General features: G+C 63.2%; 17 protein-coding genes. 10 read left to right on the top strand and 7 right to left on the bottom strand.

Annotated elements, in window-relative coordinates; translation table 11 throughout:
* Positions 1 to 134 precede the first annotated feature (134 nt).
* From VF673_RS00705 to minC, 5 genes are all read right to left on the bottom strand, one after another.
* The gene (locus VF673_RS00705; RefSeq protein WP_440290530.1) at positions 135 to 1,424 is read right to left on the bottom strand and encodes a M18 family aminopeptidase; all 1,290 of its coding nucleotides are present in this window, start codon (positions 1,422 to 1,424) and stop codon (positions 135 to 137) included.
* A 15-nt stretch (positions 1,425 to 1,439) separates the two neighbouring features.
* Complete coding sequence (locus VF673_RS00710; protein ID WP_440290531.1) at positions 1,440 to 2,075, bottom strand: RluA family pseudouridine synthase; 636 nt, start codon at positions 2,073 to 2,075, stop codon at positions 1,440 to 1,442.
* A 39-nt stretch (positions 2,076 to 2,114) separates the two neighbouring features.
* Complete coding sequence (gene minE / locus VF673_RS00715; protein ID WP_090537987.1) at positions 2,115 to 2,372, bottom strand: cell division topological specificity factor MinE; 258 nt, start codon at positions 2,370 to 2,372, stop codon at positions 2,115 to 2,117.
* 2 nt (positions 2,373 to 2,374) lie between these two features.
* Positions 2,375 to 3,181 carry a septum site-determining protein MinD gene (minD, locus tag VF673_RS00720; protein WP_090537985.1) on the bottom strand — a complete coding sequence of 269 codons (807 nt, stop codon included), beginning with the start codon at positions 3,179 to 3,181 and terminating at the stop codon, positions 2,375 to 2,377.
* 145 nt (positions 3,182 to 3,326) lie between these two features.
* Positions 3,327 to 4,100 (bottom strand): septum site-determining protein MinC, encoded by a 774-nt coding sequence (gene minC / locus VF673_RS00725; protein ID WP_440290532.1) that lies wholly within the window; start codon positions 4,098 to 4,100, stop codon positions 3,327 to 3,329.
* Between the two features lie 153 nt (positions 4,101 to 4,253).
* On the opposite strand from minC, the gene VF673_RS00730 reads away from it, so the two are divergent.
* Positions 4,254 to 5,216 carry a lipid A biosynthesis lauroyl acyltransferase gene (locus VF673_RS00730; RefSeq protein WP_440290533.1) on the top strand — a complete coding sequence of 321 codons (963 nt, stop codon included), beginning with the start codon at positions 4,254 to 4,256 and terminating at the stop codon, positions 5,214 to 5,216.
* Positions 5,216 to 6,397, top strand: a complete 1,182-nt coding sequence (locus VF673_RS00735) for a patatin-like phospholipase family protein (RefSeq protein WP_440290534.1) — start codon at positions 5,216 to 5,218, stop codon at positions 6,395 to 6,397. The genes VF673_RS00730 and VF673_RS00735 overlap by 1 nt, the downstream gene beginning before the upstream one ends.
* 27 nt (positions 6,398 to 6,424) lie before the next feature.
* Here VF673_RS00735 and rapA read toward each other — a convergent pair whose 3' ends face one another.
* Together rapA and VF673_RS00745 are read right to left on the bottom strand one after the other, a co-directional pair.
* Positions 6,425 to 9,271: an RNA polymerase-associated protein RapA gene (rapA, locus tag VF673_RS00740; protein ID WP_440290535.1), complete on the bottom strand. Its 2,847-nt coding sequence runs from the start codon at positions 9,269 to 9,271 to the stop codon at positions 6,425 to 6,427.
* Positions 9,272 to 9,495: 224 nt separating this feature from the next.
* On the bottom strand, positions 9,496 to 9,729 hold the full coding sequence (locus VF673_RS00745) for a hypothetical protein (protein ID WP_440290536.1): 234 nt from the start codon (positions 9,727 to 9,729) through the stop codon (positions 9,496 to 9,498).
* Positions 9,730 to 9,779: 50 nt separating this feature from the next.
* On the opposite strand from VF673_RS00745, the gene VF673_RS00750 reads away from it, so the two are divergent.
* From VF673_RS00750 to VF673_RS00785, 8 genes are all read left to right on the top strand, one after another.
* A complete protein-coding gene (locus VF673_RS00750; protein WP_273126744.1) occupies positions 9,780 to 9,959 on the top strand; it encodes a hypothetical protein in 180 nt (59 codons plus the stop codon).
* Between the two features lie 84 nt (positions 9,960 to 10,043).
* On the top strand, positions 10,044 to 10,166 hold the full coding sequence (gene ccoM / locus VF673_RS00755) for a cytochrome c oxidase subunit CcoM (protein WP_268875170.1): 123 nt from the start codon (positions 10,044 to 10,046) through the stop codon (positions 10,164 to 10,166).
* 251 nt (positions 10,167 to 10,417) lie between these two features.
* Entirely contained in the window at positions 10,418 to 11,224 is an 807-nt protein-coding gene (locus VF673_RS00760; protein ID WP_440290537.1) for an SDR family oxidoreductase, read from the top strand.
* Between the two features lie 229 nt (positions 11,225 to 11,453).
* Entirely contained in the window at positions 11,454 to 12,797 is a 1,344-nt protein-coding gene (locus VF673_RS00765) for a UDP-glucose dehydrogenase family protein (protein ID WP_440290538.1), read from the top strand.
* Positions 12,794 to 13,792 (top strand): NAD-dependent epimerase/dehydratase family protein, encoded by a 999-nt coding sequence (locus VF673_RS00770; protein ID WP_440290539.1) that lies wholly within the window; start codon positions 12,794 to 12,796, stop codon positions 13,790 to 13,792. Before VF673_RS00765 ends, VF673_RS00770 begins: the two co-directional genes overlap by 4 nt.
* A 105-nt stretch (positions 13,793 to 13,897) precedes the next feature.
* The gene (locus VF673_RS00775) at positions 13,898 to 14,566 is read left to right on the top strand and encodes a sugar transferase (RefSeq protein WP_440290875.1); all 669 of its coding nucleotides are present in this window, start codon (positions 13,898 to 13,900) and stop codon (positions 14,564 to 14,566) included.
* Position 14,567: 1 nt separating this feature from the next.
* Positions 14,568 to 15,194 carry a CpsD/CapB family tyrosine-protein kinase gene (locus tag VF673_RS00780; RefSeq protein ID WP_440290540.1) on the top strand — a complete coding sequence of 209 codons (627 nt, stop codon included), beginning with the start codon at positions 14,568 to 14,570 and terminating at the stop codon, positions 15,192 to 15,194.
* 11 nt (positions 15,195 to 15,205) lie between these two features.
* Complete coding sequence (locus VF673_RS00785) at positions 15,206 to 16,210, top strand: polysaccharide biosynthesis/export family protein (protein ID WP_440290541.1); 1,005 nt, start codon at positions 15,206 to 15,208, stop codon at positions 16,208 to 16,210.
* Positions 16,211 to 16,216 lie beyond the last annotated feature (6 nt).

The raw sequence follows: 16,216 nt of genomic DNA on the forward strand, positions 1-16,216 counted from the left end.
TGGGGTTCGCACCGGGCGGTCCGGCGGTCCGGCGGTGCTCCCACAGTTGCGGCCTCGATGTCTGTTTGTTTTTTGTAGGAGCCCCCGCCCCGGGGGCGAATGGGGTGTCGAGCGCCTGCGCTACACCCCGGCCTTCACACCTGCGGACTGTTGAGGAACGCGGTCAGGACCTTCTGCAGATATTCCACATCCTTCACCCCCGCCAGCTCGCGGATCGAGTGCATGGCGAAGGTCGGCGCTCCTATGTCGACGGTACGCACACCCAGACGGCTGGAGGTGATGGGCCCTATGGTGCTGCCGCAGCCCATGTCGCTGCGCACCACGAAGGTCTGCACCGGTACCTCGGCCTGCTGGCACAGATGGCGGAACAGGGCCGCGGTTTCGCTGCTGGTGGCGTAGCGCTGGTTGTTGTTGATCTTGATCACCGGACCGGCATTGAGCTGCGGGCCGTGATTGCCGTCATGACGGTCGGCATAGTTGGGGTGGATGCCATGGGCGTTGTCCGCTGATACCAGCACCGAACGCTGGATGGTGCGGATGCGCTGCTGGTCGTCCGGAATCAGGCGACGCAGGACATCCTCCAGGAAGGGGCCGTCGGCGCCGCAGCAGGAGCTGGAGCCGACCTCTTCGTGGTCGGTACAGACCAGCAGGCAGGCCTGCTCACCATCGCTGGCCAGCAGTGCCTCCAGCCCGGCATGGCAGGACAGCAGGTTGTCCAGCCGGGCCGCAGCGAGAAAATCGCCATCCAGACCCACCACTGCCGGCGCCTGGGTGTCGTAGAAGCTCAGCTCGTAATCGAGCACGGTCAGCGGGCCGTGTTCCGGGTAGGTTCCCTGCAGTTGGCTGGCCAGCAGGGCGCGCAGGTCCCGGCCGGGTTCGATGCTGTGGGCCAGCACCGGGGGCAGGTCGGTCTGGGGGTTGACCGCAAAGCCGCTGTTGACGTCGCGGTTGAGGTGGATGGCCAGGCTCGGAATGATGGCAATGGGGCGCTGGAAATCCACCAGCAGGTTGAGCAGCTGCCCCTGGGCATTGCGCGCAGTCACGCGACCTGCCAGCGACAGGTCACGGTCGAACCAGGGCGCCAGCAGAGCGCCGCCGTAGACTTCCACGCCCAGTTGCCAGAGCCCCTGGCGGTTCAGTTCCGGCTGCGGCTTGACCCGCAGGCAGGGACTGTCGGTGTGCGCGCCGATCAGCCGGATGCCGCGCTCCAGCGCGCCGGGCTGACCCAGGCTGAAGGCAATCAGCGAAGACTGGTTGCGCAGCACGTAGTAGCGCCCACCGGGCGAGAGGTCCCACTCATCACGCTCGTCCAGCTGCTGATAGCCGGCGGCCTGCAGGCGTTCCGCCAGGCTGCGGGCGGCATGGAAGGGCGTAGGGGAGGCCTGGATGAAATCGGCGAGGGATTGGCTGGTGCTGTTGTGCAACGTGAATTCTCCTGTTCAGAACGGGGCCGGGCTGTCGAATACCATGCGCTGACCGGTCTGCGGATGGTTGATCTCCAGCCGGGCGGCATGCAGGGCCAGTCGCGGGCAGGCGTTGAGTGCCTGTTCATGGGCGTAGAGCCGGTCGCCCAGCAGCGGGTGGCCGATGCTGAGCATGTGCACGCGCAACTGGTGGGAGCGACCGGTTATGGGGGTCAGCTCCACCCGGCAGTAATCGCCAAGGCGTTCCAGGACCTGCCAGAAGGTCTGCGCCGGCTTGCCCAGCTCGTGGTCGACAATGTGCCGGGGTTTGTTCGGGGGATCATACCGCAGGGGCAGGTCGATATGCCCGGCGTCGGCCTCCGGCTGGCCCCAGCACAGGGCTATGTAGCGCTTGCCGGTCTCGCGGTCGTGGAACTGGCGGGACAGTTCGCGGTGACTGTCCGGGTCCCGGGCGATGACCAGAATGCCGGAGGTTTCCCAGTCCAGACGGTGCACTATGCGGGCTTCGGGGTAGCCATTGTCCTGCAGCCGGGTGATCAGACAGTCCTTGTTATCTTCGGCACGACCGGGCACCGACAGCAGCAGGGTGGGTTTATCAACGATCAGAAAGGCGGGATCCTCGTGGAGGATACCGATATTGGTCAGGGGCATCGGGGGTCCACGGCGCCGCCCGTTGACGGCACCTGTCTGTCAACGATCGGGGAGGGTGATATTCAGTTCGAGGATGGAGCAGTCGTCCTGATTATCCAGGGCTACATGCACCTGGTCCCGGTCGATGGGTACGTATTTGCTGATCACGTCGATGATCTCCTGCTGCAATTGCGGCAGGTAATCGGGCTGACTGCGCTGACCACGTTCGTGGGCAACGATGATCTGCAGGCGCTCCTTGGCCACGGAAGCAGGAGATTCCTGCTTCTTGCGCCGGGTGAAGTAGTCGAACAGGCTCATGATTATCCTCCGAACAGGCGCTTGAGCAGCCCTTTCTTCTGAGCTTCGAGGAAGCGGTGGGGCACTTCCTTGCCAAGCAGGCGTTCGACGGCATCACTGTAGGCCTGACCCGCATCGCTCTTGTCGTCCATGATCACCGGGATGCCCTGGTTGGAGGCCTTGAGCACGGCCTGGGACTCTGGAATCACGCCCAGCAGCGGAATCGACAGGATATCCTCGACGTCGCTGACCGAAAGCATCTCGCCGCTTTCCACACGGGCCGGGCTGTAGCGGGTCAGCAGCAGGTGCTCCTTGATCCGCTCGCCCTGTTCGGCACGGCGGGACTTGCTCGACAGCACGCCTAGCATGCGGTCGGAGTCGCGCACCGAGGAGACTTCCGGGTTGGTGACCACGATTGCCTCGTCGGCGAAGTACATGGCCAGATGAGCGCCCTTCTCGATACCCGCCGGCGAGTCGCAGACGATGTAATCGAAGGTTTCGCTCAGCTGATTGAGAACGCCTTCCACTCCCTCCAGAGTCAGCGCGTCCTTGTCCCGGGTCTGGGACGCCGGCAGGATGTAGAGGTTGTCCGAGCGCTTGTCCTTGATCAGCGTCTGATTGAGGTTGGAGTCGCCGTTGATCAGGTTGACGAAGTCGTACACCACACGACGCTCGCAGCCCATGATCAGGTCGAGGTTACGCAGCCCCACATCGAAGTCGATGATGACCGTCTTGTATCCACGCAGAGCGAGCCCGGTACCGATGGCAGCGCTGGTAGTGGTTTTGCCAACGCCCCCCTTGCCTGAGGTAATGACTAGGATCTTTGCCAAAATGACCTTCCTGACTGATCTTTTAATGTTTGATGGGGCGCACATGATACTGTGACTGGGCGCCGTTGCTGCTGACCGGCCTGGCCCGGTAACACTGCGCCAAGCCACGGCATTCGGGTGTTTCCGGATGGGAAAACAGTATCTGTCAAAGAGTTGTTATCTTCAAGCTGTCCCCTTCAAGTGCGATCTGCGACGCCGCTTTCCACAACGGCTGCCGGCGCAGGTCCTCGGCGACCTTGTACTGCCCCGCCACCGAGACCAGTTCGGCCTCCAGCGACTGGCAGAAGATCCGTGCCCCGGTATCCCCACGCACCCCGGCCAGGGCGCGGCCGCGCAGCGGGCCGTAGACATGGATGTGGCCGTCGGCAAGCAGCTCCGAGCCGGCGCTCACCGGTGCCAGTACTATCAGGTCTCCACCCGGTGCATATACCTGCTGCCCGGAGCGTACCGGCGTGGTGATGACCCTGGTCGGCGTCGGCTGGGCGGGAGCCACTTCCGGCGCCGGCGGGTTGGCGGTTGGTTGTTGGGCAACAGCCTGCGGCTGAGGTTCCGTGGTTTCCAGCGGTTTGTCGCGGCCGCCCCGTCCCGGAGGCAGCAGCACCAGACTCGACTGCTGCGCCAGCGGGCGGTAATCCTCGGGGCCACGCAGGGCGACCGGCAGCAGTCCATGGTCGCGGCAGATGCGCAGCAGCGCAATCAGGCCGGATATGTCCAGCCGGTCATCAAGTTTTTCCAGGCTGATCAGTACCGGGGTGTCCTGGAAGAAATTCGGTGCCTGCTCGACCTTTTCCGCCAGCTGAATGGCGAAGCGTTCCGGTGCCTGGCGTACCAGTTCCACCACGGTCATGGCCAGCATGCCGCCCTTGAGGTGGAAGACGGGGTCGCTGTCGAGCAGATCGAGGTTCGAGTTGGAAGTCATGACGGATCCATAGAGCATTGAGTGGGCACACTTATATAGTCTGCAAGAATCGGCGGCAAGCCGAAACCGGAATTGATCTCCCTGCCGCGATTTTCCCTCCCGGCGACGGGCCGGGTAGAATGGATGCCCCGTTTCTGTCTGCATGGTTCTGCGATGACTCGTCCCGGCTTCAAGGCTTCGTTGCTTCACCCCCGTTACTGGCCCATGTGGCTCGGCCTGGGGGTGCTCTGGCTGATCATCCAGCTGCCCTATCGGGTGCTGCTCCTTCTGGGGCGGGTTCTGGGTTGGCTGATGTACCTGTTCATGCGCGAGCGCCGTGAAATCGCCAGGATCAACCTGGAACTGTGTTTCCCGGACTGGAGTGCCGAGCGCCGAAAGACCGTGCTGCGGGAGAACTTCGCCTCCAACGGTATCGCTCTGTTCGAGATGGCCATGGCCTGGTGGTGGCCCAAACAGCGGCTGGCGCGGCTGGGCCGGGTCGAAGGTCTTGAGCATCTGCAGCAGGCGGCGGCGCAGGGGCAGGGCGTGGTACTGATGTCGGCGCACTTCACCACGCTGGAAATAGGCGCCGCGCTGCTCGGCCAGAAAGCCACCATCGACGGCATGTACCGAGAGCACAAGAACGCGGCCTTCGACTACGTGCAACGTCGGGGCCGCGAACGGCACAATGCCGACGCCGTGGCGGTGGAGCGCGAGGATGTGCGCAGCATGCTCAAGTCCCTGCGCAAGGGGCGGGCCATCTGGTATGCACCGGACCAGGATTACGGTCGCAAGGCCAGTGTCTTCGTGCCGCTGTTCGGCGTGACCGCTGCCACGGTGACGGCGACCGCAACCTTTGCCCGCCTCGGCAAGGCGCTGGTGGTGCCCTTTACCCAGACTCGGCTGGCGGATGGGAGTGGCTATTTGCTCAGGGTGCATCCGCCACTCGAGGCCTTCCCGAGTGGGGATGATGAGACTGATGCGCGACGGATCAACCAGTGGGTCGAGCAGGAGATACTGCAGCAGCCGGAGCAGTACATGTGGGTACACCGGCGCTTCAAGACACGCCCCGAGGGCGAGCCCCGGCCCTATCCCAAGCGCAGTCGCAAGCGCCGCAAGCGGAGGAGCGCGGCCTGATGAACCGGCCCGGCAGGGAGGCAAGCCAGCGTCTGGCGCTGATTCTCTCCGGAGGCGGCTCCCGGGCCGCCTATCAGGTGGGAGTGCTGGCCGGCCTGCGCCAGCTGACCGGGGCGGATGCGCCCAACCCGTTTCCCATCATTACCGGTACCTCCGCCGGGGCGATCAACGCCCTGGCACTGGCGACGCACTCGGCCAGTCTGCATACCGCGGTCGACAGCATGCTGGCGGTCTGGGCCGGCTTTCGCAGTGACCATGTGATGCGCACTGACTGGCCGGGACTGCTGGCCCAGGCTTGGCGCTGGTCGCACACCAACCTTCTGGGCACGAGCGGTGGGAATACCACGGCGCTGCTGGACAACAGCCCGCTGCGCTCGCTGCTCGCCCGGCACATGCGTTTCGGTTGCATCGAGGAAGGGCTGCAGGCCGGGCGTCTGCAGGCGGTCTCGGTCTGCGCCTTCGACTACCATGCCTCGCGCTCGGTGTACTTCTATCAGAGCCACCACCGTATCACTCCCTGGCGGCGGCACCGACGGGTCGGTGTGCAGACCCGGCTGGGGCTCGACCATTTGATGGCCTCGGCGGCGATTCCCCTGCTGTTCCCGCCGGTCTATCTGAACCGCAGCTGGTACGGCGATGGGGCCGTGCGCCAGCAGGCGCCGCTGAGTCCGGCGTTGCACCTTGGAGCCAATCGGGTACTGGTGATAGGCGTTACTCACCGGACCGGCAGCGGGCCGTCGTCGGTGCCCGCGGCTGCGGCCGATCAGAGGCCACCGCCACCCACGCTGGCACAGCTGGGGGGCCATCTGCTGCACAGTACCTTCATCGACAACCTGGAAACCGACCTGGAACAGCTGGAGCGCCTCAACTTCCTGGCGTCGCACTCGGCACTGGACGGGCGGGACACCGGTCTGCGGCATGTGGACGTCATGGTGATATCGCCCAGCGAACCGCTGGATGTGATCGCGGCGCGTCACCGGCGCGCGTTGCCGGCGGCGCTGCGGCTGTTTCTGCGCGGCAGTGGTGCCACCCGAAGCTCTGGCAGTGATCTGCTGAGCTACCTGCTGTTCGAGGCGGAGTACTGCAATGAACTGATCGAGCTGGGCCGGCGCGACGCTCTGGCCCGGGCCGATGACCTGTGCAACTTTCTGGGTCTGGAGAGGGTGCGGGCCGGGGCCTGACGTCGGTGCGCCAGACCCCGGGGCGGATCAGCCGACCACCATGATGCGCAGGGCATCCAGGCGGATCTTGGCCTGGCCCAGCACTTCCATGCCCTGTTCGCGCTGGCTCTGCAGCGCATCGATCTCGCTCTGGCGTACCAGCGGGTTGACCTGCTGCAGGGCCTTGAGTCGGGCAATCTCCTCATCCAGCTCACTGGTGAAGCGCTCGCAGGCCTGCTGCACCAGCTCGGCATGCTGCAGATCGGCCAGGGCCTCGGCCCGGTCCAGCAGCTGCTCGACGGTATCGCGCTGGCTCTTGGCGATCTTGCTGGCCAGGTGCTTGGGCAGACTCTCGAGCTGGGCATCCAGCGTCTCGAAGGCGACCTTGGCAGCCAGGTCGTTGCCACCCACATCCAGCAGCACACGCACCGGTGTCGGCGGCAGATAGCGCTGCAGCTGCAGCTGGCGCGGGGCGATGGCCTCGCTGACGAACAGGCATTCCAGCAGCATGGTGCCGGGCTTGAGCGCCTTGTTCTTGAGCAGTGCCACGGCGCTGTTGCCCATGCTGCTGGACAGCACCAGATCCATGCCACCCTGCAGCATGGGGTGTTCCCAGGTGATGAACTGCATGTCCTCGCGCGACAGGGCGGTGTCCCTGTCGTAGGTGATGGTCACGCCCTCGTCGTCGCCGAGGGGGAAGCCGGCATCCAGCATGCGTTCGCTGGGACGCAACACCAGGGCGTTGTCCGAGTGGTCCTCACTGTCGATGCCGAAGACGTCAAACAGGCGCTCCATGTAGATGGGCAGCTGGAAGTCGTTGTCCTGCTGCTCGATGGCGTCGATCAGTTTCTGCGCATCGCCGGTATGGCCGCGCGAATGCAGCTCCAGCAGGCGGTCGCGACCGCGCTGCAGTTCTGCCTCCAGCTCGCTGCGGGTGTGGGCAGCCTCGGTGAGCAGGGACTGCCATTGCTGCGGGTCCGGATGGTCGAGCTGGCGCAGCAGGCTGGCGCCGAACTGGTGCTGCAGGGCGCTGCCGGCGGGGCAGGTGGCTCGGAAGGCGTTCAGTGCCTGGTCGTACCACTGGAACAGATATTCCTGGGCAGTGCCTTCCAGATAGGGGACATGCAGCTGAATGGTGTGGCGCTGGCCGATACGGTCGAGACGACCGATGCGCTGCTCCAGCAGATCCGGATGGGCGGGCAGGTCGAACATCACCAGATGGTGGGCAAACTGGAAGTTGCGGCCCTCGCTGCCGATCTCGGAACAGATCATCACCTGGGCGCCGAATTCCTCGTCGGCGAAGAAGGCCGCCGCGCGGTCGCGCTCGACTATGCTCATGCCCTCGTGGAAAACCGTGGCCGGGATGCCACTGCGCACGCGCAGCGCATCGTCCAGATCCAGGGCGGTCTCGGCATGGGCGCAGATGACCAGTACCTTGCTGTGCTTGAGCATCTTCAGGGTGTCGATCAGCCAGTCGACCCGGGGGTCCAGTTGCCACCAGCGGCTGCCGTCCGCTTCGGTCTCATCCTGCAGGCCGTTCTCCGGATAAAGTGCGGCGCGCCCTTCCAGGTCCTCATAGATGGCCGGACAGGCCAGCGGGTAGGCGTGCAGCTCCCGCTCGGGGAAGCCGCTGATCACCGCGCGGGTGTTGCGGTAGAGCACTCGACCGGTGCCGTGGCGGTCGAGCAGCTGGCGGATCAGGCTGCGGCGCGCTTCCTCGGCGACGGTTTCATCGGCGTCGTCCAGCCTGTCGATGATGGCAGTCGCGCTGGCACCGAGCCAGTCGATCAGTGCCAGTCGGTCACTGTCGGCCAGCTGGCGGGTATCGAGCAGGCGCTGTACCGCATCGGCAATCGGCTGATAGCGCTCGTTTTCCTCGCGGAAGGCCTGCAGATCATGGAAACGGTCCGGGTCGAGCAGGCGCAGGCGGGCGAAATGGCTGGCCTGGCCCAGCTGCTCGGGGGTGGCGGTCAGCAGCAGCACGGCGGGAATGCGTCCGGCCAGCTGTTCGATCAGCTGGTATTCGGCGCTGGCGCCGTCCTCGTGCCAGACCAGATGGTGCGCCTCGTCCACTACCAGCATGTCCCAGTCGGTGGCCTGCAGCCATTCGGCGGCGCGGGCATCGGCCAGCAGATACTCCAGGGACACCAGTCCCAGCTGTTCTTCCTCGAAGGGATTGTCCTCGGCGCCCTGGCAGCGCTCGCTGTTGAACAGGGCAAAGCGCAGATTGAAGCGGCGCAGCATTTCCACCAGCCACTGGTGCTGGAGGTTCTCCGGTACCACGATGAGCACCCGGCGGACCCGTCCGGTCTGCAGCTGGCGGTGCAGGATCAGGCCGGCTTCGATGGTCTTGCCCAGGCCGACCTCGTCCGCCAGCAGCACCCGAGGGGCGATACGGTCGGCCACGTCACGGGCGATATGCAGCTGATGGGCAATGGGCTGGGTACGTACACCCGCCAGTCCCAGCAGCGGCGAGCGCTGGATGCGGCAATAATGGCGCAGGCTCTCGTAACGCAGGCCGAACCAGGGCAGGGGGTCTATCTGGCTGGCGAACAGCCGGTCGCTGGCCAGGCGGAACTGGATGAAGTTGTCCAGCATGGTCTCGCTGAAGTCGGCCTCGCTGCCATCCTCGCGCAGTCCGCGGTAATGCAGCAGCCCGTCCCGTTCGCTCACGTCGCTGACGGTCAGGCTCCAGCCCTCGTGATGGGTAATGGTATCGCCGGGACTGAAACGCACCCGGGTCAGCGGGGCGGTGCGAATCGCATAGTGACGGGTCTCGCCACTGGCAGGGAACAGCATGACCACCAGGCGGCCGTCCTGTGATAACACGGTACCCAATCCCAGCTCTGCCTCGCCGTCACTCACCCAGCGCTGTCCGGGGGTAAATACTGTCATGCCTCACTCCTGCGGTACCGAGAAAAGGGCGCTATGGTAACTGATACATGGGTGTGTAAAAACCGCTGGCTGGCGTTGCAACCCAGCCGTACGGGGATAATTATGAACCCGAGCCGACCAACGCACTCTACTGAGGCGATAAGCCGCCGATAATTTGCCTTGAGGCGGTCATACGGGACAGAGCGGATCATTCGGTAGCGAGGCAGGCGATGCAGATTCCAGGATTACCCCCGGCGGGCACCCAGCAGGAGGTGTTCAAGCCGGACCGGCAACCCCGGCCTACCGGGGCGCAAGCGCTGGCACAGGATCCGCTGGCGGATCTGCCAGTGGATCAGGACACTTCCGGTGGTACAGGCCGGCAGCCCCAGCCGCAGGCCGAAACCGCTACGGCTGATGGTGAGACCGATACCGTCCAGACTCAGCCGGACGCTGCCCCGCAAGGGGCTGCTGGTTGACATCAGGGCCTGAGCTTTTCATGCTTGGTGGGCCAGATTTCCCAGGAGCCGAGATGTCCGATCCCACCGCGCCCGCCACTGTCATCGATCTTGCCGAAGCGCGCCGTGATCGGCTGCACGATATCCACGAAGCCCGACTGCTCGAAGTGCGCAAAGCCTTCGAGAAGGCATTTCCCCTGCCTGAACCCCCGCCGAAAAAGCCCCGCTCGAAGAAGAAGTCGCGCAAGCGCTGAAAGTCGCTTTAATTGATCCCGGTCAATTACCCTGATCGACCATATGGGTATTCTCTAGCCATACACGGATGCGGAGATGCCCAGATGTTTATTGATGACGCAGTGATTGCCGGTCTGCTTACAGTCGGTCTTATGGTTGTGTTCCTCACCGGGGTAGGCGTGTTCATCTACAAGGATGCGCAGAAGGCCCGCAACAGGAACTCCTGAATTCTCGATTTTCAACGTGCATGGCTCGCAAGGCCTTTAAGCGGTTACTCCGGTAACCGCTTTTTTTTGTTTCAGCGCCAGCCCCCGGAAGTCGCCGGGTCCGCTGAAGTTGAATGCGCCACATTCGGGACAGTGATATTGCTGTTTTCCGCTCCTCCAATACCCCGCAGCCCGCTAGACTGGCAGCATCACCTGACTGAGACAGATAACAAGAATGACTCGGTGTCATCGGGGTGGAAACTGGAGGCGGTATGACGAAGAAGATGCGAGTAGTGGTAACCGGAGCGGGAAGTGGACTGGGGCGCGAGCTGGCGTTGCGCTATGCCCGGGAGGGCGCCTGGCTGGCCCTGGCGGATATTCAGGAAGTCGGTCTGGGAGAGACGCTTTGTCTGGTCGAGCAGGCTGGCGGCAGCGGTTTCACGCGGCGCTGTGATGTGCGCGACTACAGTCAGCTGGCGGCGCTGGCGCAGAGTTGCGAAGAAAGCATGGGCGGTATCGACATCCTGATCAATAACGCCGGGGTCGCCTCCGGTGGCTGGTTTGAGGATCTGACCCTCGATGACTGGGACTGGCAGATCAGTATCAATCTGATGGGTGTGGTCAAGGGCTGCAAGGCCTTCCTGCCGCTGCTGCAGAAGGGTGGGCGCATTATCAATATCGCCTCCATGGCCGCCCTGATGCAGGCCCCGGCCATGAGCAACTACAACGTGGCCAAGGCCGGGGTGGTCGCGCTGTCGGAAAGTCTGCTGTGCGAACTTCAGCCCAAGGGTATCGCCGTGCATGTGGTCTGCCCCTCCTTCTTCCAGACCAACCTGATGGATTCCTACCGCGGGCCAGATTCCGGGTCCAAGGAAGACATTGCTCGCTTGCTTGAAAGCTCGCCGATTTCGGCAGCAGATATCGCCGAGATCATCCACCAGGAAAGTCAGGCCGGCACCTTCATGATCCTGCCCCATGTCAAGGGTCAGGAAGCCTGGATGCTGAAGCAGAGCAATCCCGGGCTGATCCATGAGGAGATGGTGAAGCTGGCAGTCAAGAAGCTGGCCAATCGCGCCTGATCCCTTTCGGGGGGAGCGTCTCTGCTCCCCTCTGGCTTACCGTTCGTCGCGTGAGTCAAGTCCGTCTGTCTTATTTTTCCCAAACTTTTTGAGCCAGTTCAAATATTTAGCGCATGTCATGGCGATATCGCATTGCCTTTGCGTCAAGAATATGTCTTTCTGCAATTGACTTGTATCGATTCGCTGGTAAATTGGCACCTGCCCCGGTTGGTGGGCAGGGAGTGCCAATATGGAAATCAGCGTTTTCGGTACGGGATACGTAGGACTGGTTCAAGCCGCCGCTCTGGCGGATGTAGGACATCAAGTCATCTGCGTCGACATCGATCCAAGGAAAATAGCCCAGCTGCAACGCGGCGTGCCGACCATTCACGAGCCGGGTCTGGCGGAGATGCTTGAACGCAATCTCGCCGAGGGCCGGCTGGGGTTCACCACCCAGGCATCGGATGCCGTCCTCCATGCAGACATCATCTTCATTGCTGTAGGTACACCGCCCAACGAGGACGGTTCCGCCGACCTCGGGCACGTCCTGGACGTGGCTCGGGAGATCGCCCGGCTGATGGACAGCGACAAGACCCTCATCATCAAGTCCACTGTACCAGTGGGGACCGCCGACCGTGTGCTGGCGGTTGCTCGCGAAACGCTGGCCGAGCTTGGCAAGGGCATGTTGAACGTCAGCGTAGTCTCCAATCCCGAATTTCTCCGTGAAGGCTCGGCGGTCAACGACTGCATCCGCCCGGACCGTATCGTTGCCGGCTGCCCGGACGAAGCAACCAGGCAATGCATTGCCAAGCTCTATGCGCCCTTCAACCACAACCATGATCGTATCCTGTTCATGGATAACCGCAGTGCCGAGCTGGTGAAGTACGCCTCCAACGCCATGCTGGCGACCCGTATCAGCTTCATGAATGAGATTGCCCTGCTGGCGGACCGCCTTGGGGTAGATGTCAATGCCGTTCGCAAGGGGATGGGGGCCGATTCGCGCATCGGCTATCACTTCCTTTACCCGGGTTGCGGGTTTGGCGGCTCCTGCTTTCCCAAGGATCTCAAGGCACTGATCCGCACCGCCGAGGAGCAGGATGTGCCGCCCCTGCTGTTGCGGGCGGTCAGCGAGGTGAACAACCAGCAGCGACTGGTGCTGTTCAGGCGGTTGCAGGAGTTTTTTGAGGGTGATTTGCGTGGCAAGGTCATTGCCCTGTGGGGGCTGGCTTTCAAGCCCAATACCGATGACATGCGTGAAGCCCCCAGCCGCTATCTGATGGAGGCGCTGTGGGCGGCCGGGGCCGTGGTCCAGGCCTATGACCCGGAGGCAATGACCGAGTGCCGTCGCCTCTACGGTTATCGCCCGGACCTGCAATTGTGCGCCACCCGCGATGACTGTCTGCAGAATGCCGATGCGCTGGTCATCTGTACGGAGTGGAAGACCTTTCGTGTTGTCGACTTCGACCTGCTGCGGGACAAGCTGCGCTCCCGCCTGATTCTGGATGGCCGCAATCTCTATGATCCGGCCGAGGTGGCCCGCGCGGGGTTGCACTACCGAGGCATAGGGGTTCCCTATCAGGCGCCTGCAGCATGAGAATCCTGGTTACCGGAGGTGCCGGGTTCATCGGCGCTCACTGCGTTCATCGCCTGGTCCGTGAAGGACACCAGCTGTGCGTGGTGGACAACTTCAACGACTATTACTCGCCCCAGCTGAAGGAGGATCGGATCACCTGGCTGCGTCGGGAAGTCGACAGTTTCGACCTGCACAGGCTGGATATCGCCGACAGCAGTGGCCTGCTCGAACTCTTCGAGCAGTTCCGACCGGAGGTGGTACTGCATCTGGCCGCTCAGGCCGGGGTTCGCTATTCGATCGAGCGTCCGGATGTCTACCTGCAATCGAATCTGGTGGGCTTTCTCAATCTGCTGGAAGCCTGTCGCGCATTCATGCCCCGGCATCTGGTCTATGCCTCGTCCAGTTCGGTTTACGGCGCCAACGAGCACATTCCCTACTCGGAAAAAGACAACGTGGACCATCCGTTGTCGTTGTACGCGGCAACCAAGAAGGCCAACGAAGGCCTGGCGCACGCCTATGCCCATCTCTACGACATCCCCTGCACCGGCCTGCGGTTTTTTACGGTATATGGTCCCTGGGGGCGCCCCGACATGTCGCCGATGCTGTTTGCCCATGCCATCAGTGAAGGGCGGCCGGTCAAGCTGTTCAATTACGGTCGTCACCGGCGGGATTTCACCTACATCGATGACGTAGTCGAATCCATCACCCGGTTGCTGGACAAGGCACCGGCCCGGAGCCTGACCTGGGATGGCAGTGCTTCGACCAGCTACGCGCCCTGGCGGATCTGCAACATTGGCGGCCAGCGCCCGGTACAGCTGATCGATTACATCGCCATTCTGGAGCGTCTGTTGGGGCGCGAGGCGGTTCTGGAGTTTCTCCCGCTGCAGCCCGGGGACGTACTGGAGACCTGCGCCGATACTCGCGCCCTGGAGCAGCTCACCGGGTTCGCCCCCCGGGTGGATCTGGAGCAGGGGCTGGCCCTGTTCGTGAAGTGGTTCCGTACATATCCCTGTTAACACCGCCATGGAGAAGTGGACATGGACGACGCATCACCCGTGCTGGAAGTCGACAGCATAGTCTCCCCGTCGGCAGACCGACGGGATCATGTATTCAGACAGAAGATGGACAATGCCCTGCGGGTGCAGGACCGGGGCTGGATCACCGGCCGAACCGGTGGCCGGCCATGGACGCTGTCCCGTTGCAATCGCTGGGTGTCGGCATTGATCGCCGCGTTGCTGCTGGTGCTTATATCGCCGCTGCTGCTGGCTATCGCGCTGGCCATCAAGCTCGGCAGCCCTGGGCCGGTATTCTTCATTCAGGAGCGTACGGGCTTTCGCGGCAGGCGCTTCGGCATGTTCAAGTTCCGCACCATGGTGGTCAATGCCGAGGAGCTCAAGGAGTCTCTGCGGCATCTGAACAAGCATGGCAAGGATTCGGTCGACTTCAAGATCGACAGGGATCCGCGCATCACGGGGATCGGTCGCCATCTGCGCCGCTCCAGTCTGGATGAGCTGCCCAATCTGATCAACGTGGTGCTGGGCCACATGCGTCTGGTGGGCCCCCGACCGACGTCATTCAAGGCCACCACCTACCATGACCACCATCTGAGTCGCCTGAGCATCTATCCCGGTATCACCGGGTTGTGGCAGGTGTCCGGGCGCAGCGATGTGGGCTTCGACGAGCGGGTCGAGCTGGACATGAAATACATCGCCCAACAGGGTCCGCTGATGGACCTGAAGATACTTCTGATAACCCCCTTCAAGGTGCTGAACGGCCAGGGAGCAAGTTGATATGGAAAGGATGTCGAATGCGATTTGCGCACGGCGCCCGAGCGAGAGCAATCTCGCCGCGCTGGCCGTGGATCAGGACCTCAAGGTGATACTGGTCACGGCGGCCAGCCCGGGCAGCGGGACATCGTCCTGCACCCTGACACTGGCGGGGGAACTGGCGCAGACCAGCCGGGAACCGGTGCTGGTGGTGGATGCCTGCCTGTCCGATGCGGGGCTGACCCGGGCGCACAAGCTCGAGGACCGGCCGGGTTTTCTCGACCTTCTGGCGACGTCACAGATGGCGCCCCAGTCCTGTGTAGTCAAGCTGGAGCAGCAACCCTTCGACTTTCTGCCGCTGGGCGGCAACGGGACGCTGGATCCCAAGGCCCTGCCGCAACTGTTCGCTGCGCTGGGGCAGCACTATCGCTTCGTGATTCTCGATGGCGACGCCGTCTATGCCAACTCCGGCCTGGTCAGTCTGGCCGCTCGGGTCGACGGTGTGGTGCTGGTGGTACGCGCGGAGGAAACGCGCTGGGAAGTAGCCCAGGCAGCGGTGCAGCGGCTGAATCAGGCGGACGCCCGAGTGATCGGCAGCATCTTCAATGCCCGGCGCTATTACATGCCGAAATGGATTTACGACAATCTTTGAGCGAGCGACCCATGAGAATACCGTTATCGACCCTGATGCTGGGGCTTGTGCTGGGCGGCTGCTCGAGCGTGCAGGAAAGCCAGTTGCCGGTACAGCTGGTGACAGCACCGGCGGAACACAGTCAGGCATCCGAAGTAATGCCCATCAAACAGCTGCTGCGCCCCGGCGACGTACTGGATGTGATCTTTCATCTCAATACCTCCAGCGATGGCCCTTACCGCATCCAGCGCGGTGACCATCTGGAAATGATGTTCCTGACCGCCAGTGAACTCAATGGTACGCGCATCGTCATGCCCGATGGCGTGGTCGACATGCCCTATGTGGGAGCCATAGAGGTGGCCGGCCTGTCGGTAGCTGATGCTCAGCGCAAGGTGATCGAGCAATACAGTCGGGTACTGCGCCGACCGGAGATCGTGGTCTCGGTGGCCAGGCCCATGGCCCAGCTGGAGAACCTGCGCATGACGCTGAACCATCCGGCGACCGGCATGAGCCGCGAGATTACCGTCGGCGCGGACGGGCGTGCAAGCTTTCCCCTGGTGGGAACCCTGGCACTGCAGGGCAAGAGCGTAGAGGACGTGGTGGCAGAGCTGAATCAGCTGTATGCCGCCGAGTTCGGCGAGATCCGCGCCGATGTGCTGCTCAAGTCGACCGTGGCCAACGAAGTCTACGTGCTTGGTGCCGTCACTCAGCCCGGTGCTTACCCGGTGCGGCGTCCGGTCTCGGTGCTGGAGGCCCTGACCATGGCCCAGGGGCCGCTGTTGGGTGCCAACCTCGAGACGGTGGCGATCATGCGCCGGCGCGGCAACGAGGTGGCCGTGCATCTGTACGATGTGGATGCGGCTCTCAAGGGCCAGGCGCAGGCCTTTGCCTATCTGCAGCCCGATGACCTGATCTATGTACCCAAGACCCGCCTGACCAGAGCCGGCGAGGTCAGCCGCCAGTTGGCGGACGTGGTGCTTTTCCAGGGCGTCGGCTTCAGCTTCTCCTACCGTGTGGATAACAAAGATGACGACTGATCAAGG

The organism is Halopseudomonas sp. Lyrl_26, from assembly GCF_051948695.1.
GTDB classification, from domain to species: Bacteria; Pseudomonadota; Gammaproteobacteria; order Pseudomonadales; family Pseudomonadaceae; genus Halopseudomonas; species Halopseudomonas formosensis.